This window comes from Hamadaea flava (genome assembly GCF_024172085.1).
Lineage (GTDB): Bacteria > Actinomycetota > Actinomycetes > Mycobacteriales > Micromonosporaceae > Hamadaea > Hamadaea flava.
Genome location: NZ_JAMZDZ010000001.1, coordinates 4,801,180 through 4,820,155 on the forward strand (window position 1 = coordinate 4,801,180; position 18,976 = coordinate 4,820,155).

Annotated in this window: 17 protein-coding genes; 12 read left to right on the forward strand and 5 right to left on the reverse strand. The window is 70.0% G+C overall.

What is annotated here, in order from left to right; all coding sequences use genetic code 11:
• Window positions 1-32 precede the first annotated feature (32 nt).
• The 3 genes from HDA40_RS22725 (at window position 33) to HDA40_RS22735 (ending at window position 2,650) form a co-directional block, all read left to right on the forward strand.
• Complete coding sequence (locus HDA40_RS22725; RefSeq protein WP_253759149.1) at window positions 33-509, forward strand: DUF6584 family protein; 477 nt, start codon at window positions 33-35, stop codon at window positions 507-509.
• Between the two features lie 67 nt (window positions 510-576).
• A complete protein-coding gene (locus HDA40_RS22730; protein WP_253759151.1) occupies window positions 577-1,074 on the forward strand; it encodes a DUF6584 family protein in 498 nt (165 codons plus the stop codon).
• Between the two features lie 196 nt (window positions 1,075-1,270).
• A complete protein-coding gene (locus HDA40_RS22735) occupies window positions 1,271-2,650 on the forward strand; it encodes an MFS transporter (RefSeq protein ID WP_253759153.1) in 1,380 nt (459 codons plus the stop codon).
• Here the strand turns inward: HDA40_RS22735 and HDA40_RS22740 are convergent.
• Window positions 2,647-4,080: a CCA tRNA nucleotidyltransferase gene (locus HDA40_RS22740; protein ID WP_253759155.1), complete on the reverse strand. Its 1,434-nt coding sequence runs from the start codon at window positions 4,078-4,080 to the stop codon at window positions 2,647-2,649. The genes HDA40_RS22735 and HDA40_RS22740 overlap by 4 nt on opposite strands.
• A 188-nt stretch (window positions 4,081-4,268) precedes the next feature.
• Between HDA40_RS22740 and murJ the strand changes: the two genes are divergently transcribed.
• Window positions 4,269-6,083, forward strand: coding sequence for a murein biosynthesis integral membrane protein MurJ (gene murJ / locus HDA40_RS22745; RefSeq protein ID WP_253759157.1), 1,815 nt, complete (start codon window positions 4,269-4,271; stop codon window positions 6,081-6,083).
• A 16-nt stretch (window positions 6,084-6,099) separates the two neighbouring features.
• Here the strand turns inward: murJ and HDA40_RS22750 are convergent, their stop codons facing one another.
• Window positions 6,100-7,668: a helicase HerA-like domain-containing protein gene (locus HDA40_RS22750; RefSeq protein ID WP_253759159.1), complete on the reverse strand. Its 1,569-nt coding sequence runs from the start codon at window positions 7,666-7,668 to the stop codon at window positions 6,100-6,102.
• Between the two features lie 222 nt (window positions 7,669-7,890).
• On the opposite strand from HDA40_RS22750, the gene HDA40_RS22755 reads away from it, so the two are divergent.
• From HDA40_RS22755 to HDA40_RS22780, 6 genes are all read left to right on the forward strand, one after another.
• A complete protein-coding gene (locus HDA40_RS22755; protein ID WP_253759161.1) occupies window positions 7,891-9,480 on the forward strand; it encodes a protein kinase family protein in 1,590 nt (529 codons plus the stop codon).
• Complete coding sequence (sigM, locus tag HDA40_RS22760) at window positions 9,480-10,112, forward strand: RNA polymerase sigma factor SigM (RefSeq protein WP_308197744.1); 633 nt, start codon at window positions 9,480-9,482, stop codon at window positions 10,110-10,112. The genes HDA40_RS22755 and sigM overlap by 1 nt, the downstream gene beginning before the upstream one ends.
• The gene (locus tag HDA40_RS22765) at window positions 10,109-10,990 is read left to right on the forward strand and encodes an RsmA family anti-sigma factor (RefSeq protein ID WP_253759164.1); all 882 of its coding nucleotides are present in this window, start codon (window positions 10,109-10,111) and stop codon (window positions 10,988-10,990) included. Before sigM ends, HDA40_RS22765 begins: the two co-directional genes overlap by 4 nt.
• A 103-nt stretch (window positions 10,991-11,093) precedes the next feature.
• Window positions 11,094-12,023 (forward strand): thioredoxin-disulfide reductase, encoded by a 930-nt coding sequence (gene trxB, locus HDA40_RS22770; protein ID WP_253759166.1) that lies wholly within the window; start codon window positions 11,094-11,096, stop codon window positions 12,021-12,023.
• 27 nt (window positions 12,024-12,050) lie between these two features.
• Window positions 12,051-12,371: a thioredoxin gene (trxA, locus tag HDA40_RS22775; RefSeq protein WP_253759168.1), complete on the forward strand. Its 321-nt coding sequence runs from the start codon at window positions 12,051-12,053 to the stop codon at window positions 12,369-12,371.
• A 200-nt stretch (window positions 12,372-12,571) separates the two neighbouring features.
• The gene (locus HDA40_RS22780; RefSeq protein WP_253759170.1) at window positions 12,572-13,723 is read left to right on the forward strand and encodes an N-acetylmuramoyl-L-alanine amidase; all 1,152 of its coding nucleotides are present in this window, start codon (window positions 12,572-12,574) and stop codon (window positions 13,721-13,723) included.
• Here the strand turns inward: HDA40_RS22780 and HDA40_RS22785 are convergent.
• A complete protein-coding gene (locus HDA40_RS22785; RefSeq protein WP_253759172.1) occupies window positions 13,700-14,377 on the reverse strand; it encodes a GNAT family N-acetyltransferase in 678 nt (225 codons plus the stop codon). The two genes, HDA40_RS22780 and HDA40_RS22785, sit on opposite strands and share 24 nt — an antisense overlap.
• Window positions 14,378-14,601: 224 nt before the next feature.
• Here HDA40_RS22785 and HDA40_RS22790 point away from each other — a divergent pair, with 224 nt between their 5' ends.
• A complete protein-coding gene (locus tag HDA40_RS22790) occupies window positions 14,602-15,939 on the forward strand; it encodes an aminotransferase-like domain-containing protein (RefSeq protein ID WP_253759174.1) in 1,338 nt (445 codons plus the stop codon).
• Window positions 15,940-15,947: 8 nt separating this feature from the next.
• Window positions 15,948-16,904 (forward strand): D-alanine--D-alanine ligase family protein, encoded by a 957-nt coding sequence (locus HDA40_RS22795; RefSeq protein ID WP_253759176.1) that lies wholly within the window; start codon window positions 15,948-15,950, stop codon window positions 16,902-16,904.
• Here the strand turns inward: HDA40_RS22795 and HDA40_RS22800 are convergent.
• Together HDA40_RS22800 and HDA40_RS22805 are read right to left on the reverse strand one after the other, a co-directional pair.
• Window positions 16,901-18,088 carry an MFS transporter gene (locus HDA40_RS22800; protein ID WP_253759178.1) on the reverse strand — a complete coding sequence of 396 codons (1,188 nt, stop codon included), beginning with the start codon at window positions 18,086-18,088 and terminating at the stop codon, window positions 16,901-16,903. The genes HDA40_RS22795 and HDA40_RS22800 overlap by 4 nt on opposite strands.
• 13 nt (window positions 18,089-18,101) lie before the next feature.
• Entirely contained in the window at window positions 18,102-18,935 is an 834-nt protein-coding gene (locus HDA40_RS22805; protein WP_253759180.1) for a helix-turn-helix transcriptional regulator, read from the reverse strand.
• Window positions 18,936-18,976: the final 41 nt, after the last annotated feature.

Genomic DNA, 18,976 nt, shown 5'->3' on the forward strand with positions numbered 1-18,976 from the left:
CCGGATCGTCGGGTTCCTGTCACAGTGGGCTTATGCCTAAGGCACCCGTGCTGGACAAGGTCGCGGTGGATCTCGCCCGCGGTCACACCCAGCCCGCCATCCAGAGGCTGAGCAGCCTGGTCAACGCGTACCCGCATGACCTGGACCTGCGTCATCGCCTCGCCGCCGTGCACCGGATGACCGGCAACGCCGTCGAAGCCGGTCGCTGGGACTACCTCAATCCGACCGCTGAGCCGGCCGAGACCGCCGCGTTCGAGCGGGCGTTCCCGTCCGCGCCGCGCCGGCTGGCCGCGCTTCGCTGGCACGGAACGGCCGACCTGGCCCCGACCGAGCACGCCCGGCGGCGGCTCGTCGAGCTGACCGAGGCGGCCGCCGAGGAGTTCCCAGCTTCCATCGTGGAGCCACCGCACCGGCATCGGTTCCTGACCGTCGCCGCGCTCATCGCCGGAGCCGGGGTCGTCATGGCACTGGCCGTCCTAGGCGCTGTGACCATCCTTCAGATCTTCTGAGAGCTGTGTTGCGGTTTCGTTACATTCGCGCCTAGCATCCACAGTCGTCAACCCAGATCATGTGTGAGTGGCAAAAGCCGATGTCCTCGCCCGGGTCAAGCGGGACCTTGCCGCTGGTCATACCTACCCGGCCACGCAGCGGTTACGGACGCTCGTCGCCTCACATCCGGACGATCTGGAGATCTACCGGCTGCTCTGCTCCGTCTATCGGCAGACCGGCAACCTCGCCGAAGCCGGCCGCTGGGGTTTCCTGACCGACGAGGTACGCCCCGACGAACTCGCCGCGTTCGCCCGAGTCCACACCAACCCCTGGTCCCGCGTACGCCTCCTGCGGTGGACCGGCGACCCGGCGACGTTGGCCGAGCCGATTCAGCAGCGCCTGAGCGAGTTGCTCGCCGAGGCCGAGCACTCCGGGCCGCCGGAGATCTGGGTGGGCTCCTACCGCGCCCCGGCGAAGACCCGCGGCTCGCTGGGCCCATGTCTGTTCACCGCGATCGCCCTCGGCATCGTCGTCGTCCTAGCCGGGATCGGCGCCATCCGAGCCATCGCCTGGCTGGTCGAATAGTCCGAGCCTGGCTGGTCGAATAGCCTGAGCCGGCCTGGTCGAAGAGGTCCGTGCCGACCAGGGGAGACCGTCCGAGCCTGCCGCCGGAAAAGTCTGAGCCCCGCCGGTCGAATAGTCCGATTCTGCCGCCCGGCGAGCGGGTGAACAGCTCGTGCTGCAGGTCACGATTCGCCGTTCTTTCACATACGCTGGTCGCGTGCCACCGCCGACCACCTCGTCCGCCGTCGCCGCTGACCTGGAGCGCAAGGTCGACGGCCACTATCTGCGGGCCATCCTCGGCGCTCGGGAGTTCCGCCGGCTGCTCACCGTCCGGCTGCTCAGTCAGCTCTCCGACGGCTGGTTCCAGGCCGGGCTGGCCGGTTCGCTGCTGTTCAATCCGTCGAAGCAGTCCAGCGCCTTGGCGGTGGCCTCGGGCTTCGCCATGCTGCTGCTGCCGTACTCGCTGCTGGGACCGTTCATCGGAGTGTTCCTGGACCGCTGGGACCGCCGGATCGCGCTGGCGCTGGCGAACCTGAGCCGAGCGGTGCTGGTCGTTCCGGCGGTGGCCCTGATCTGGATCGGCGACCAAGGGCCCAGCTTCGGCCTGGCCGCTTTGCTCGTGATCGCGATCAACCGCTTCTTCCTGGCCGGGCTGTCCGCGTCGCTGCCGAAGGTGGTCGAGGACTCCCGGCTGGTCACGGCGAACGCGCTGGCCTCGACCGCCGGCACGATCTGCTACTCGATCGGGCTGTTCACGTCGGCGGCGCTGGTCGCCACCTCGGTGGTGCACACCACCCAGCACGGGTACGCCGGGATCGCCGCTTTCGCCGCGCTCGGCTACCTCGCGGCCGGCGTGCTCACGTACGTCTCGTTCCGGCCGGGCACGCTCGGCCCGGAAGACGACGAACGGCCGACCATCGGGGTTTGGACCGCCGTCGTCGACGTCGCCCGGGGAATGATCCGCGGTCTGCGGCACCTCGCCGACCGGCCGCCCGCCGCCCGCGTGATGTTGCTGACCGGCGGGCACCGGTTCCTCTACGGCTACCTCACCCTGGCCGTGCTGCTGCTCTACAGCCGCTACTTCGGCCACGGCACCGCGAACCACACGACGCAGTCGCTGTGGTCGCTCGGTCAGGTCGTCATCGCGGGCGCGGCCGGCGCCGGCATCGCCGCCGTGATCACCCCAGCCGCGAGCCGTCGATTCGGCCCCCAACGCTGGATCACCCTGCTGCTCGCCGGGATCGCGGTCGCGATCGTCGCCCTCGGACTGCCCTTCATCGCCCCGCTGCTGCTGGTGGCGGCCGCGCTGATGAACATCGCGTCGCAGAGCATGAAGATCATCGTGGACGCGACGTTGCAGCACGAGTGCGAGGACGACTATCGAGGCCGCATCTTCAGCCTGAACGACACCGTCTTCAACGGGGTCATGGTGCTCGGGCTGTTCCTCGCGGCACTGACCCTCCCGCCGAACGGACGCTCGGCGGGCGCCCTCATCGGCATCGCGATCGGGTACGCCCTGCTCGCCGTGTGGTACGGCGGCCTACTGCGGCGGCGGCCAGCCGAGCCGGTCCCGTCCGAGAAGGCGGAGTCGGCCTAGAGGTTGTCCTCGGCCCACGCGCGCAGTTCGTGCTCGGCCTCGTCCTGGCTGAGCGGGCCCCGCTCCAGGCGTACCTCTTTGAGATGCTTCCAGGCCCTGCCCACCAGCGGGCCCGGCGGCAGCCCGAGCAGCTCCATGATCGCGTTGCCGTCGAGGTCGGGCCGGACCTTGGCCAGATCCTCCTCGGCCGCGATCCGGGCGATGCGCTCTTCGAGCGCGTCGTAGTCGGCGGCGAGTTGCGCGGCCTTGCGCCGGTTCCGGGTCGTGCAGTCCGACCGGGTGAGCTTGTGGAGGCGGGCGAGCAGCTCGCTGGCGTCGTGGACGTAGCGGCGGACGGCCGAGTCGGTCCACTCGCCGCGGCCGTAGCCATAGAAGCGCAGGTGCAGCGTGATCAGGCCGACCACCGGGCTGATCACGTCCTTGGGGTACTTGAGCAGCTTGAGCCGGTGCTTGGCCATCCGCGCGCCGACCAGCTCGTGATGGTGGAAGCTGACCCGGCCGTCGGAGCCGACCGCCTTGGTCGCCGGCTTGCCGATGTCGTGCAGCAGCGCGGCCAGGCGCAGCACCAGGTCGGGCCCGCCGTCGGCGGTGTCGAGGTTCACCGCGTTCTGCACCACCGTCAGGGTGTGCTCGTAGACGTCCTTGTGCTGGGCGTGTTCGTCGATCTCCATCTTCAGCTCGGTCAGCTCCGGCAGGAAGATCTCCGCCAGCCCGGTCTCGACCAGCAGCCGCAGCCCGGTCACGGGGTCCTCGCCGAGCAGGAGCTTGCTGAACTCTTCCCGTACGCGTTCCGCCGTGATCCGGGTGAGCTGCCCCGACATGTCAGACATCGCGCGGATGACCGGCTCGTCGACGACGAAGCGGAGTTGGGCGGCGAATCGGGCGGCGCGCAGCATCCGCAGCGGATCGTCGCCGAAGCTCTGCTCGGGGGCCTTGGGCGTCCGGATCATCCGCTCGTGCAGATCCCGTAGTCCGCCGTAGAGATCGGTGAACCGGTGATCGTGCAGGCTGACGGCCATCGCGTTGATGCTGAAGTCGCGACGACTCAGATCATCGGAGAGCGAGGTGCCGTACTGCACCGCCGGGTTGCGGCTGACGCCGTCGTAGGACTCCGCCCGGTAGGTCGTGATCTCCAGGCGCAGCCCGTCGCGGAACGCCCCGATCGTGCCGAACTCCCGCCCGGTCTCCCAGGTGGCCTCGGCCCAGCCCTTGACGATGCGCAGCGTCTCGTCCGGATGCGCGTCGGTGCAGAAGTCGAGATCGTCGCCGAGGCGGCCCAGCAGCGCGTCGCGGACGGAGCCGCCGACGAGGTGGATGTCGTGCCCGGCCTGGGCGAACCGGCGGCCCAGTTCGTCGGCCACGGGAAAACGCGCCATCAGCGCGTGCACGGCTTCGCGCTGGGCGGTGGTCAGGTCGTTCGTGTTCGACATCGGTCAGCCAGCCTACCGGGCGGGTGCGGTGCGCTCGCGCCCCGGATAGCTTTTGATCATCGCGCCAGCCAGGGTGTTACGCCGGACATTTCGTCTCGTGAAACAGCCTGACCGGCGCAATGATCACCCCAGAGCGGCGCAGGGGCGGCGCGAAAGCGGAGTGTCGCGCGAGCCGTTAGGGTGGCGCGGTGAGCAGAGATCCCGAGCACGACTGGTTCCCCTGGGACGAGACGGGGACGTTTCCCCGGATCGATCCGGATTCGACCGTGTTGCTGCCCCGGATCAGCGATCCGTCCCCGGCCGGGGAGACCGAAGCCGCCGCCGAGCGGACGATGATCGTGCCGCAGATCCGTCCCACCCGGAACCAGCCGCCGCCCGCCGCCCCCACCAGGACGACGGAGGCCCCGAAGCCGCCGGAGGGCAACACCGCCGCGGGCAACTCCGCCCTGATGGCGATCGGCTCGCTGGTCAGCCGGGGCACGGGCTTCCTGCGTACGGCGATGATCGCGGCGGCGCTCGGTGGTGCCGCACTTGGACTCGGCGACGCGTACACGGCGGCGCAGTTCTTCCCCGGCATGGTCTACGAGTTCCTCATCGGCGGCGTCCTGTCCAGCGTCGTCGTGCCGGTGCTCGTCCGGGCGCGCGATCGCGACCCCGACGGGGGAGAGGCGTACGCCCAGCGGCTGCTCACCTTGGCGGTCATGGTGCTCGGCGGCGCGGCCCTCATCGCGACGTTGTGCGCACCGATCCTCACCTTCGTCTTCACCACCTCCGACACCGGCCAGGACTACCGGGAACTCGTCACCGCGCTGTCCTACTTCACGCTGCCGGCGATCTTCTTCTTCGGGGTCTCGGCCATCCTGGCGGCGTACCTGAACACTCGCGGCAGCTTCGGCCCGCCGATGTGGACGCCGATCCTGAACAACGTCGTCGTGATCACGACGTGTGCGCTGTTCATCGCATTCTTCGGGGCGGTGGCCCGGCAGGCCGGCGACGTCAGTCCGGGGATGGTCGTCCTGCTCGGTGGCGGCACGCTGCTCGGCATCATCCTCCAGACGGCCGGCCTGCTCCCGGCGCTGCGCCGGGCCGGCTTCCGCTGGCGCGCACGGTTCGACTTCCGTGCCCTCGGGCTGCGGCGCCTGGGCCACCTCGGCGGCTGGATGTTCTGCTACGTCGCGGTCAGCCAGGTCGGCGTACTGGTCCTGCTCCGCCTGCTCAGCGGCAACAGCCTGCTGATCTACAACAATGTCTTCCTGCTGATGATGATGGCGCACGGGATCGTCGCCGTCTCGATCGTCACCGCACTGATGCCTCGCATGTCCGCCGCGTCGGCCGCCGGTCGCTTCGGCGACGTCGTCGAGGACCTCGCCAAGGGCGTCCGCACCACGTCGGCGGTGCTCGCGCCGATCGCGGTGGTCTTCGTCTTCCTCGCCGGGCCCACGATGACCGCGTTGTTCGTCCGCGGCGCCTTCACCGCCGAGAACGCGAACGACGGCGCGGCGGTGCTGGTCATGGCCGGCATCTCGCTGATCCCGTTCTCGCTCAGCCAGCTCTTCACGTTCGCCTTCTACGCGCTGCCCGACACGAAGACGCCCGCGGTCCTGAACATCCCGGTCGTGCTGCTGCGCATCATCGTCCAGGTGGTCCTGTTCGGTTCGCTCGCGGCCGGCGGCGTGATGCTCGGCAACGGCATCTCCTACCTGCTCGCGATCGGGCTCAGCGCCTGGCAGTTGCGCAACCGGATCGGTCCGCTGGGCCTCGGCGGCACGGCGATGGTCCTCGCGCGGGTGGCGGCCGCCATGATCGCGGCCGGTCTCGTCGGCTGGGGCTCCACGCTCGGGCTGCGGTCGGTGGGTGTCGACAGCGCCTGGGTCCAGCTCATCCTGGGCGGCGGGCTGATCGTCGTGGCCTACCTCGCGGCCGCGAAGGCGCTGCGGATCCGCGAGATCGACGAGGTCTTCGACCTCCTCCAGCGGGTACGCCGAAAGCTGATCCGCCGCTAGGCGTCAAGAGCACTGCTCACTTCTTGGCTCGGCGAGCCGTCCCGAAGATGGAGCGGACGATGGCGGCCCCCGCCGCCGCGGCAGCGCCCTTGATCAAGTTCTGGGTCGTCCGGGACTTCAGCACCTGCTCCACCATGCCCGGCTCCTCCTTAGCCGACTTCGTCGCCTTGGCCGGCTTCGGCGCCTCAGCCTGTGGACCACCCTGTGGATAACTGCCTTCCTCAGGCGTGGTGACCTGTGGATTCAGCCGGGACAGCAGCAACTCGTACGCCGATTCCCGATCCACAGGTTCGGCGTACTTCGAGTAGAGCGGAGAGTTCTTCGTGCTCTCCTCCAGCAGGGTGGCCGGAGCCGCCGCCATCAACGACTGCGGCGCTCGGAGGCGGGTCCAGGCGACCGGCGTCGGGGCGCCTTTCTCCCCGAGCACGGTGACGATCGCCTCGCCGGTGCCGAGCTGGGTGAGCACTGCTTCCAGGTCGTACGCCGACTTGGGGAAGGTCGAGGCGGTCGCCTTGAGCGCCTTCGCGTCGTCCGGCGTGTACGCCCGCAGTGCGTGCTGTACCCGGTTGCCGAGCTGCGCCAGCACGTCGGGATGCACGTCCTTCGGGGTCTGGGTGACGAAGTAGACGCCCACGCCCTTGGACCGGATGAGCCGGACGGTCTGGGTGATCGACTCCAGGAACGCCTTGGACGCGTCCTTGAAGAGCAGGTGCGCCTCGTCGAAGAAGAAGCAGAGCTTGGGCTTGTCCGGGTCGCCCACCTCGGGCAGATCCTGGAACAGGTCGGCGAGCAGCCACATCAGGAAGGAGGAGAAGAGCGCGGGCTGCTGGACGACCCCGGGCAGCTCGAGGATGGACACCACGCCCTTGCCGTCCGGAGTGGTCCGGAGCAGGTCCGCGCTGGCGAACTCGGGCTCGCCGAAGAAGTCCTCCGCGCCCGCGTCCGAGAAGGCGATCAGCTCCCGCAGGAGGACGCCCGCGGTCTGCTTCGCCAGCCCACCCAGGCTCTTCAGCTCCTCCGCGCCCTCGTCGGAGCCGAGGAACTGGATCACCGACCGGAGATCCTTCAGATCCAGCAGGGGCAGACCTTTCTTGTCGGCGTAGTGGAAGACCAGGTTGAGCGAGGACGACTGGACGTCGGTCAGCCCGAGCACCTTGCTGAGCAGGATCGGCCCGAAGCTCGTCACCGTCGCCCGGATGGGCGTTCCCGCGCCCCGCCCGCCGAGCGTGAAGAACTCGGCCGGGTACGCCGTCGGCGTCCACTCCTGGCCCATCTCCCGCATCCGAGCGGTGATCTTGTCGTTGGTCTCGCCCGCGACCGCCATTCCGCTGACGTCGCCCTTGATGTCGGCCAGAAACACCGGTACGCCGGCCGCACTCAGCTGTTCAGCCATGACCTGAAGCGTCTTCGTCTTGCCGGTGCCCGTCGCCCCGGCGACCAGACCATGCCGGTTCAGCAGGGCCAGCGGTACGCGAATCGGGGCGGACGCGTCCACGGAGCCGTCCACCACGAGCGCGCCGAGGTCCAACGCCGGGCCGTCGAAGGCGTACCCGGATCTGACTGCCGCCACCTGCTCAGCGTTCACGCTGCCCCCTTCCATCCGGCTTCATCCAAGTTTTCCGGATCTAGGGGCTTTGTAGGTCCAAATACGACATCTTCGGCTTGATCCACCCGCCGGAGGACCGCAAGGTGTCGCGAGTTTGTTTCAGACCGGTAAGGTCGCACCCAGTGTGCGCCGAGAGCGCTTAGGCTACGAGATGAGCGAGACCGCCAGTCCGCAGATGGCCCAGCACCGAGGGAGGACGGGGTGACCCAGGTCGACGAAGGTCAGCCGGTGGCGGAGCGGGAACGCCGCCCAGCAGACCAGCCGCCTGCGGAAGCCACGCCGGGGAGCGCTGGCGCGAGCCGCCAGGAGTTCGGTCAGGCGGAAGCGGATGCCGACGCCGACTCGGACAGTCCGCCCGCCGTCGTGCGGGCGGCCGCCGTAGGCGAGGTCCTGGCCGAGCGCTACCGCCTCGAAGAGCACATCAACAACGACGCCGCGGGCCGGCAAGTCTGGCGTGGCGTCGACATCATGCTGCTGCGCCCGATCGCGGTCGTGCTGCGCGCGCCGGGCGGCGACGCCGCTCAGGAGATGCTGGCGGCCGCCGTGACGGCGAGCCGGGTCGTGCATCCGAACCTCATCGGCGTCTACGACGCGATCGACGAGGTCGACCGGGCCTACGTCGTCCGGGAGTGGATCGAGGGCGTCTCGCTGCGGCAGATGGTCGAGGCCGACGGCGCGCTCGACGCCGATCGCGCGATCGGCATCAGCCACGCTGTCGCCGACGCCGCGTCGGCGTTGCACGCCAGCGGCATGGCGCACGGCAACATCCACCCCGGCACGGTGCTCATGGCCGACGACGGCCGAGTGGTGCTGACCGACGCCCGCGCCGGTTCGGCCACCAACGACGGCGACGTCCGGGCCATCGGCGGCCTGCTCTACTACGCGCTGACCGAGCAGTGGCCGCAGAAGGAGGCGGGGCCGACCGCCCTGCCGGACGCGGTCCGCGACGAATACGGCGTCCTGGCCGCTCCTCGTCAGGTGCGCGCGGGGATTCCGACGCACATCGACGACCTGGTCTACGACCTGCTCGATCCGAAGGTGACGCTCCCGAGCGCCGATGTGCTGGCCGCCGAGCTCGGCCGGCTCGACGTCGGCCCCGAGGAGCGCGGCTACGGCCCGCTGCGGTTCAGCGATTCGCTGCCCGAGCCGCCCCGGCAGGCGCCCCGCAAACTCATGTACGGCGTCGCCGCGGCGGTCGTGCTGGCCGTCGTCGGGCTGACCCTGAGCGCCAAGGCGCTGACCAGCAAGGACGAGCCTGGCAGTGGTGGCCCGACGACGAGCGCCGGTCCCTCCTCCGCCGCCACGCCGGTGGTGGACCCGGTGGTCTACACCCTGACCGGATCGCAGATCGGCCTGTTCGACCCCTACGGCGGCAAGGACGAGACCGCCGGGCTCGGCAACGCGGTCGACGGCAAGAAGAGCACCGGCTGGAAGACCGACCACTACAACCAGAACTTCGGCCCCGGCGGGATCAAGCCCGGCATGGGGCTGGTCATCGACCTCGGCGCGGCCAAGGCGGTCGCCGACGTCACCGTCGTGCTGTCCGACAACGGCGCCTCCGTGAAGCTGCTCGGCGGCAACACGGTCCCCGACCAGGGCGCGCTGACCTCGTTCACGCAGATCGGCGGGGCGCTCGACGAGTTCAACGGCACCAACATGGTGTTCAGCACCGAGGACGCCGCCCAGGTCCGCTACCTCGTGCTGTGGATCAGCGGGATCCCCCGCGACCCGGAAGACGGCTCCAACCGGTACCAGATCGGCGTTCAGGAGATCACGGTCCGGGTGAAGTGATGCTTCCGCTGTCGGACGAGGATCTGCTGGCCGCGCACGTCGCCGGAGATCGCGAGGCTTTCGCCGAACTCGTCCGGCGGCACCGGGACCGGCTGTGGGCCGTCGCCGTGCGTACGCTGCACGACCGGGAGGAAGCCGCCGACGCGCTCCAGGACGCGCTGCTCAAGGCGTACCGGTCGGCCGACGGCTATCGAGGCGAGGCGGCGGTGACCACCTGGCTGCACCGCATCGTCGTGAACTCGTGCCTCGACCGAGTACGCCGCCGGCAGGCCCGGCCGACCGTCCCGTTGCCCGGCGAGTCGACGGAGGACGAGGGCCGACGCCGCCCCGAGCCCGCCTCCCCGGTGATCGACCACGACACCCACCTCGTCGTACGCCAGGCGCTGGCCCAGCTCCCCGAGGAGCAGCGAGCCGCCCTGATCCTGGTCGACGTCCAGGGGTATCCGGTCGCGGAAGTCGCCACGATCTTGGGCGTCGCCGAAGGTACCGTGAAGAGCCGCTGCTCACGTGGCAGAGCCCGGCTCGCGACGATGCTGAGTGACCTACGTAACGGCGGGAACCCACCTGGTCACGGCGACGTCTCAGGCATATCACGGGCAGGGCTAGATCAGGCGGGAGGTCGGTCGGCATGAGCCCCATCAACCAGCCCGACCTCGATCTGCTCGCCGATTACGTCGGCGGGGCGCTCGACGGCACCCCGGAGGCCGACCAGGTCAGCGAGCGGATCCGGACCGATATCACGTGGGCCGCCGCGCACGCCGACCTCGTCGCCGCCACCGATGACGTCCAGGGTCGGCTACGCGCGCTCGGCGGCGAGTCGGAGATGATGCCGGACGACGTCTGGGGCCGGTTGGAGGCGACGCTGCTGGCCGAGCCGCCGATCGGGGCACCTGATCCGAACGGCCCGACCCGGCCGGTCGACAACCGTCCGGCGGACAACCGCCCGGCCGGGCGGGCGGCCTCTCGCCGCCGCCGCTGGGCGCCGGTGCTGGTCGGCCTCGTCATCCTCGCCGCGTTGGGGATCGGCATCTCGGCCTTGCGGCCGCTGACCGACGCGGCCACCGACAGTGGCGGCAGCGCCAACGCCCCCATGTCCGCACCGGATGCTGAAGCCGCGTCCGCCGCCCGGTTCGCCACCGGCCGCGACTATTCCGAGACCACGTTGGTGCTGGCGACCGACTTCGGCAACGCCAACACGCTGCGGGCGAGCGAGACCAGCCCGGAGAAGTCGGCGTCGGGCGCGCCCGACCCGTTCTCCTCCTTCGCGTCGCCGGTGCCGGACGCGCTGTCCCGGCTGCTCACCGAGGCCGACCTGAGCCGCTGCCTGACCTGGGTCACCCAGCAGGTGCCCGGCACGGTGGTCGGCGTCGACTACGCCCGGTACGCCGGCTCCCCCGCGCTGATCGTGGTGACGCGTACCGCCGACGACGCTCGCTGGGTGGCGGTGGCCGGACCGGACTGCGGCGTGGGGAACAATGCTGACCTCGTGGTGAGCAAGCGCGTCGGGTGACCTCGCGCACGCCTGCGCGGCCCGGGAATTCCACATCCGTACGATGGCGTTTCTAGGGTCGGTGACGCGGTCCGTCCCCATGGCAGATGCCCGAGGAGCAACTGTGAGCGACGTCAGGAACTTGATCATCATCGGATCTGGTCCCGCCGGATACACGGCGGCGATCTATGCCGCGCGGGCCAACCTGAATCCGCTCGTGATCGAGGGTTTCGAATCCGGCGGGGCGCTCATGACCACGACCGAGGTCGAGAACTTCCCCGGCTTCCCGGACGGGATCATGGGCCCCGAGCTGATGGACCAGATGCGCAAGCAGGCCGAGCGCTTCGGCGCCGAGTTCCTGACCGACAACGCTTCCCGCGTCGACCTGAGCGGTGACGTGAAGAAGGTCTGGGTCGGCGAGACGGAGTACACCGCTCGCGCGGTCATTCTCAGCACCGGCTCGGCCTGGCGGCCGCTGGGCGTACCGGGGGAGCAGGAGTTCCTGGGCCACGGCGTGTCGTCCTGCGCGACCTGTGACGGCTTCTTCTTCCGCGACCACCACATCGTGGTCGTGGGCGGCGGCGACTCCGCGATGGAGGAGGCGACCTTCCTGACGAAGTTCGCCGAGACCGTGACGATCGTCCACCGTCGCGACGAGTTCCGCGCCAGCAAGATCATGGCCGAGCGCGCCCTGGCCAACCCGAAGATCAAGGTCGCCTGGAACTCCGCGATCGACGAGATCTTCGGTTCCGACGGCAAGGTCACCGGCGTCACGCTGCACGACACCGTCACCGGCGAGCAGCGCAAGCTCGACGTGACCGGCGTCTTCGTGGCGATCGGCCACGACCCCCGCAGCGAGCTGTTCCGGGGCCAGGTGGAGCTGGACGACGACGGCTACGTCGTCACCCAGGGCCAATCGACCTACACGAACCTGCCCGGCGTCTTCGCCGCCGGCGACCTGGTAGACCACACCTACCGCCAGGCCATCACCGCGGCCGGCTCCGGCTGCGCCGCCGCGCTCGACGCCGAGCGCTGGCTGGCCCACCTCCACTGATCAGCGCCAACCGCAAAGGAGACCCCCATGGGTGCCAAGGTCGTCACCGACGACACTTTCGTCAGCGATGTGCTCCAGTCCGACAAGCCGGTCCTGGTGGACTTCTGGGCCGAGTGGTGCCAGCCGTGCCGCAAGGTGTCGCCGGTGCTGGAGGAGATCGCCAACGAGATGGGCGACCGGGTACGCATCGTGAAGGTCAACATCGACGAGAACCCGGAGACCACCCGTGCGTACCGGGTGATGTCGGTTCCGACGCTGACCATCTTCAAGGGCGGCCAGCCGGTGCAGTCCGTGGCGGGCGCCAAGCCCAAGGGCGACCTGGTCCGGCTCATCGAGTCGGCTCTCTAGTCCCGCAGCCGGCCCCTTCGGCCCCGTCGGCCTTCGCTGACGGGGCCGAAGCCGTTTCGTGTGCCGTTTTCGGCGACGCGCACGGTACGCTCCCGTGGGCTTTCTCCTCGCACATCCGGCAAGCCGGACACGCCGCCGCTGGTTAGGCCGGCCGTGGTGCGGGGGATGGGTCCGGGGAAGGTTTCGGCAGGAGGTGGTTCGTGCGTCCGATCCGGCGGGGCGACCAGGGCGCGGCTGTGCTCGAGATCCGCGGCATCCTCGCGGGCATGAGCCTGGCCGTGGACAAGCCCGATGACGCTGCCCAGTTCACCGATGACATGGAACGCGGTGTGCGGGCTTTCCAGCAGAGCCGCGGACTGTCGGTCGACGGCGAAGTGGGCGACGAGACGTGGAGAGCGCTGCTCGCCGCGCAGTGGCATCTGGGCGCCCGGACCCTCTACCACGCCGTGCCCGACGCGATCACCGGCGACGACGTACGCCAACTGCAGGAACGCCTGCTCGAGATGGGCTACGACGTCGGCCGGGCCGACGGGGTCTACGGACCGCGTACGGCGCGAGCGGTGGCGCAGTTCCAACGAGAGGTCGGTTTGACGCCGGACGGGGCCTGTGGCCCGCAGACGCTGCACGCGCTGCGCCGGCTCGGCCGCAAGGTCGTCGGCGGCGCTCCGTTGCGGCTCCGGGAGGAGCAGGTCTTCCAGGCGTACGGCCCGGTGCTGGTCGGCCGGCAGATCGTCATCGACCCCGGGCACGGCAGCGCCGACGATCCCGGCGTCACCGTCCCGGAGGGGCCGCTGCGCTGGTCCGAGGCCGATCTCGCGTACGACCTGGCCGCCCGGCTGGAGGGCCGGCTGGCCGCTTGCGGCATGCGCGTGCATCTGACGCGCGGGCCCAATCCGCCCGCGGAGGTCTCCAGCCTGCAGCGGGCGCAGCTCGCCAACGACCTCGGCGCGGACCTGTTGATCTCCATTCACCTCGACGGGCACAAGAACCCGGAGGCTGATGGGGTCGCCGCGTTCCACTACGGCACCGACAACGGCGTCACCTCGACGATGGGGGAGCGGCTGGCCGGGCTGGTGCTCCGCGAGATCGTGGCCCGGACCGGACTGCGCAACTGCCAGGTGCACGCCAAGAGCTGGGACGTCCTCAAGCTCACCCGGATGCCCGCCGTACGCGTGGACATCGGCTACCTGACCTCACCGTCGGACCGGGAGCGCCTGACCGATCCCCGATTCCGCGATCGGGTCGTCGAGGCGATCGTCGCGGCCGTGCAGCGGATGTACTACCCCGTCGACGCCGACGTGCTCACCGGCTCGATCGACGTCAGCGCGCTACGAGCCGAGCTGGCCCGATAGCGACCGCGTCGCGGGGCGTACCGGGCGCAGCAGGCCCTCGGGGGACATCGAGCCGAGGAGCTTCTCCAGGGCGTACTCGACGTCGGACTTCCACGAGAGCGCTGTTCTCAGTTCCATCCGCAGGCGGGGGAAGCGTGGGTGCGGGCGGACGGTCTTGAAGCCGACCGCCGTGAAGAAGTCGGCCGGGGTCACGCAGCCCACCGGGCCCAGCTCGGAGTCGAGCTCGCCGAACTTGGCGTCGCCGAACGCCTCGATCGCCTTGATCCCGCGCTTCATCAGGTCGCGGGCCATCGCCTGGACGAGCATGCGCCCCAGCCCGCCCCCGGCGAACGGCGCGACCACGTTTGCCGTCATGAACAGGGCGGCGTCGGGGGATACCGGCGAGGTCGGGAAGGCGTGGCTGCGCGGCACGTAAGCCGGCGGCGCGTACATGACGAAGCCGGCCGGCATCCCGTCGACGTAGACGATCTTGCCGCAGGAGCCCCATTCGAGGAGCGTCTGCGAGATCCAGGCTTCCTTCTCCAGCCCCGGATCACCGTTGGCGCAGGCGCGCTCGGCCGAGACGGGATCCAGCTCCCAATACACGCAGCCCCGGCAACTGCGGGGCAGGTCTTCCAGGGTGTCCAGGGTCAGATTGACCACGCGTCGCGACATGGCGTGCCCGCTCTGGGTAGTGATGCTGGAATTTGCCGACCCCCCGACCTTACGCGCCGTAACTACCCTTGGCGAGGAGATCCGGACACGATCCGCCGTTCGCGTCCATCTACCGGGACGAAGAGCCACCTTCGGCGAACTGGCCGCGACCCGGGTGCCCACGCGCCGTTACTATCGAAGCTTGTATGCGCGCCTCGCCAGGGGCGCTGGGAGGCGAGGCTGGCATGAGCGGCTGGAGCGACAGCAGCGGAACGACGCTGGACGACTACACCGGGGTATACGCACAGCGCGTCGCCGGAATGACCGCCAGCGAGATCCGAGCGCTCTTCGCCGTAGCCAACCGCCCCGAGGTCGTCTCCCTCGCCGGGGGCGCCCCCTACACCTCCGCTCTGCCGCTGGACGCCATCGGCGAGATGCTGCGCGACCTGATCGTCAACCAGGGCGCCCAGGCGCTTCAGTACGGCATCGGCCAGGGCCTGCCCGAGCTGCGCGAGCAGATCTGCGAGGTGATGGCCGACAGCGGCATCGACGCGGCCATGGGCGCCTCGCCGGACGACGTCGTCGTGACCATCGGCGGCCAGCAGGCGCTCGACCTGGTCGCGCGACTGTTCCTCGATCCCGGAGACGTCGTGCTCGCCGAGGGCCCGACCTATGTCGGCGCGCTCGGCGCGTTCCAGGCGGCGCAGGCCCGCGTGGTCCATGTCGCCATGGACGACGACGGTCTCATCCCCGCCGCACTCGAAGAGGCGATCAAGGCGACCGCCGCGGCCGGACGCCGGGCGAAGTTCCTCTACACGATCCCGACCTACCAGAACCCGGCCGGCGTGACCCTCAGCGAGGAGCGCCGGGAGCAGGTCCTGGACATCTGCGAACGCGCCGGACTGCTGGTCATCGAGGACGACCCGTACGGCAAGCTCAGCTTCGGCGGCCAGGCTCCGCGCCCGCTGCGCGCCCGCCGCCGTGACGGGGTCTTCTACCTGTCCACGTTCTCCAAGACGATCGCGGCCGGGCTGCGGGTGGGCTGGATTCTGGCTCCCCACGCGGTACGCGACAAGCTGGTGATCGCGACCGAGGCGCAGATCCTCTGCCCGCCCCATTTCTCGCAGTACGCCGTGAGCACCTATCTCGCGACGATGCCGTGGCGGGAGCAGATCAAGACGTTCGCGCAGCTCTACTCGGAGCGCCGGGACGCCATGCTGGAGTCGCTGGCCGACCTGATGCCGGCCGGGATGACCTGGACCAAGCCGGACGGTGGCCTGTTCGTGTGGGCGACGTTGCCGGAGGGGATGGATGCCAAGGCGATGATGCCGCGCGCGATCGCCGCCCGGGTGGCGTACGTGCCGGGAACGGGCTTCTACGCCGACGGCACCGGTCAGCAGCACATCCGGCTCAACTTCTCCTTCCCGCCCGCTGAGCGCATCCGTGAGGGCGTACGCCGTCTCGCCGGGGTCATCGAGCAGGAGATGGCGATGCGGGCCGTCTTCGGCTCCGGGAGCGGCCTCGGCACTGCGCCGTCGGCGGGGACCAGTTGGCCGGGGGCCGACAACCCCGGCCTGGCATGATCGAGGCCATGCCGAGCACCGCCCAGGTCGACCGCGTCCTCGTCCTCGCCGGGGGCCTGTCCTACGAACGGGACGTCTCGCTGCGCTCCGGCCAGCGGGTGATCGACGCGCTCAAGGCGGTCGGGGTCGACGCCGAACTGCACGATCCCGACGTCACGCTGCTGCCGCTGTTGCGGGAGGACCCGCCGGATGCGATCGTCATCGCCCTGCACGGCGGGATCGGCGAGGACGGCAGCCTCCGTGGCGTGCTCGACCTCTCCGGCGTCCCGTACGTCGGCTGCGACGCCCGGGCAGCCCGGTTGGCCTGGGACAAGCCGTCAGCGAAAGCAGTGCTCTCGGAGGCCGGGATCCCGACCCCGGAGTGGGTCGCGCTGCCGCACGAGCGCTTCTCCGAACTCGGCGCGGTGGCGGTGCTGGATCGCATCGTGGAACGCCTCGGCCTGCCGCTCATGGTCAAGCCCGCGCAAGGCGGATCGGGTCTCGGCGCCTCCGTCGTGCGTACGGCGGACGCGCTGCCCGCCGCGATGGTGGGCTGCTTCGCGTACGGGCCGACGGCGCTGGTCGAGCGTTATGTCGGCGGCGTGGACGTGGCCGTCTCGGTGATCGACCTGGGGGAGGGGCCGTTGGCCCTCCCGGCGGTCGAGATCGTGCCGAACAGCGGCGTCTACGACTACGCCGCCCGCTACACGGCGGGCGTGACGACGTGGCACACGCCCGCTCGGCTCAAGCCCGAGGTCGCCGAGGAGGTCGCCGCCGCTGCCCTGGCTGCGCACCAGGCGCTCGGGCTGCGCGACCTGTCCCGGGTCGATCTGATCGTCACGCCCGAAGGCGAGTGCACTGTTCTCGAGGTGAACGTCGCGCCGGGAATGACCGAGACGTCGCTGCTGCCGATGGCCGTGCAGGCCGCCGGTTTGGACTTCGGCCAGGTGCTCGCGAAGCTCGTCCAGCGCGCTGCGGCCCGTTAGTCGCCCACGGCGGTCGCTGCTGTCCGCGTACTCGTGAAGAGCAGGAGACCGGCCAGCGCGAAAAGCGCCGCGCAGAACTCCACCGGGACCACCGATCCGGCCGCGCCGCGCAGCGCCGCGACCGTGAGCGGCACGGTGGTCGCGCCGATCGCGGCGGAGGTGCTGAGCATGCCCGCGACCGTGCCGAAGTGGGTGGTGCCGAAGTGCTGGGCGACCAGCGCGGGGCGCGTGACTGTCGCGACGCCGAAGCCGAGGCCGACGGTGACCACGCAGAGCACCGCTCCCACGGTCGCGCGCCCGACGAACGGCAGGAGTCCGAGCGCGACGCCCTGCACCGCGAACAGTCCACACACGACGCCGACCGGCTGGGTCCAGCGCTGCAACGCGGTGATGGCGATCCGGCCGGTGACCGAGAGCAGGCCGATGAGCCCGGCGATACTCGCGGCGACGGTCGTGGAGTGCCCGAGGTCGCGCAGAATGCTCACAAGCTGGATGCCCAGCGTGGTGACGACGGAACTGTTGGCGGTGAAGGCCACCGCGTAGAGCCAGAAGAGCGGCCGCCGCAGGGTTTCCGCGATCACCGTCTTGCTGGCGTGCCCGTGCCGATGGCTGGTCGCCGGGCCCTCGGGAACGGCGACGAAATGCAGCGGAATGGTGACCACGCCGAGGATCGCGGCCAGCCAGAGCAGCGTCTCGCGCCAGCCCAGATGCTCCACCAGCGCACCGGTGAGCGGCAGGAAGACGGTACTCGCGAAGCCGCCGACGATCGTGACGGTCAGCAGCGCCAGCGCGCGCCGCTCGGCGGGCATCCGGGGGACGATCACCGCGAAAGCCGGCTCGTAGAGGACCAACGCCCAGGTCACGCCGATCCCGGCCCACACGACATAGAGCGTCATGAGATCGTCCACTTGGGACGCCGCCGCCAGCAGGAGGGTCGCGCCGACCGAGCCCGCGGTCATCAGGCCACGCCCGCCGCGCCGATCGATCCACCGCCCCGCCAGCACCGCGGTACCCGCCGACGCCAGGGTGCACAAGGTCATCGCGAAGGTCACCCTGGTCGGGCTGGCGCCAAGATCGCGCGACATCGGCGTCAACAGCACCGAGTACGCGTAGAAGAGGCAGCCGTAGCCCACCAGCGACGTGACGGCGAGCGAGCCGACCAGTACCCTGCCGCGCGCGCCCACCCGGTCAGCGTACTCAATTCACGATCTTGGCTTGCCCCTGCCGCAGCTCCCGCATCGCCCGCCAGGACGGCGATCCCGGCTCGGTGGTGTAGACGATGAGGCGCTGATCCCGATCGGGGATCAACAGCACCTCACAGTGGAAGTCGACGGTGCCGACGACGGGGTGCACGAAGGTCTTGTTCATGCCCCGGCGCACCTCGACCTCGTGGTCGGCCCACAGTTCGCCGAACTCGGGACTCAGCCGCAGCAGCTCGGCGACGAGACTGTTCAGACTGTCGTCGTCGGGATAGCGGGCCGAGGCCGCCCGAAGGTCGGCGACGGCCGACCGGACGAAGACGCTGTGGTCGAGGTCGCAGAGATACTCGGCCAGATGCGGCGACCGGAAGATCCAGCGCAGCATGTTCCGCTCGACGCCAGGCGCGCTGAGATCGCCGATGAACTCCTTCGCCAGCTCGTTCCAGGCGAGAATGTCGTACTTGACGTCGATGACGTACGCGGGCTGGTCCGACATCGCGCTGATCATGTTCAGAATGCCGCGCGGCACATCGCCGGCGGGACGGCTGGCGGGGGAGACGGTCTCCCCGGCCAGGTGGAACAGATGCGCCCGCTCGTCGATGCTCAGCATCAGCGCCCGGCCGAGTGCGTTCAGGATCTGCCGGGACGGCCGAGGACCCCGAGCCTGCTCCAGTCGCGTGTAGTACTCCACCGACATCCCAGCGAGCTGAGCGACCTCCTGCCGCCGCAACCCAGGCGTACGCCGCCGGCCGTTGTCCGGCAACCCGACGTCGATCGGCCGAAGCCGGGCCCTTCTGGCTCGCAGGTACTCGGCGAGATCCGCACGGTTCATGCCTTCCAGCTTCCTACGCTTCGGGCGCGCTATCCAGGTAC

Coding starts and splice junctions, on each gene's coding strand:
- HDA40_RS22725 (WP_253759149.1), top strand. CDS start 33: ATGCCTAAGGCACCCGTGCTGGACAAGGTCGCGGTGGATCTCGCCCGC.
- trxA (WP_253759168.1), top strand. CDS start 12,051: ATGGGTGCCAAGGTCGTCACCGACGACACTTTCGTCAGCGATGTGCTC.
- HDA40_RS22785 (WP_253759172.1), bottom strand. CDS start 14,377: ATGTCGCGACGCGTGGTCAATCTGACCCTGGACACCCTGGAAGACCTG.
- HDA40_RS22740 (WP_253759155.1), bottom strand. CDS start 4,080: ATGTCGAACACGAACGACCTGACCACCGCCCAGCGCGAAGCCGTGCAC.
- HDA40_RS22805 (WP_253759180.1), bottom strand. CDS start 18,935: ATGAACCGTGCGGATCTCGCCGAGTACCTGCGAGCCAGAAGGGCCCGG.
- HDA40_RS22790 (WP_253759174.1), top strand. CDS start 14,602: ATGAGCGGCTGGAGCGACAGCAGCGGAACGACGCTGGACGACTACACC.
- HDA40_RS22795 (WP_253759176.1), top strand. CDS start 15,948: ATGCCGAGCACCGCCCAGGTCGACCGCGTCCTCGTCCTCGCCGGGGGC.
- HDA40_RS22765 (WP_253759164.1), top strand. CDS start 10,109: ATGAGCCCCATCAACCAGCCCGACCTCGATCTGCTCGCCGATTACGTC.
- sigM (WP_308197744.1), top strand. CDS start 9,480: ATGCTTCCGCTGTCGGACGAGGATCTGCTGGCCGCGCACGTCGCCGGA.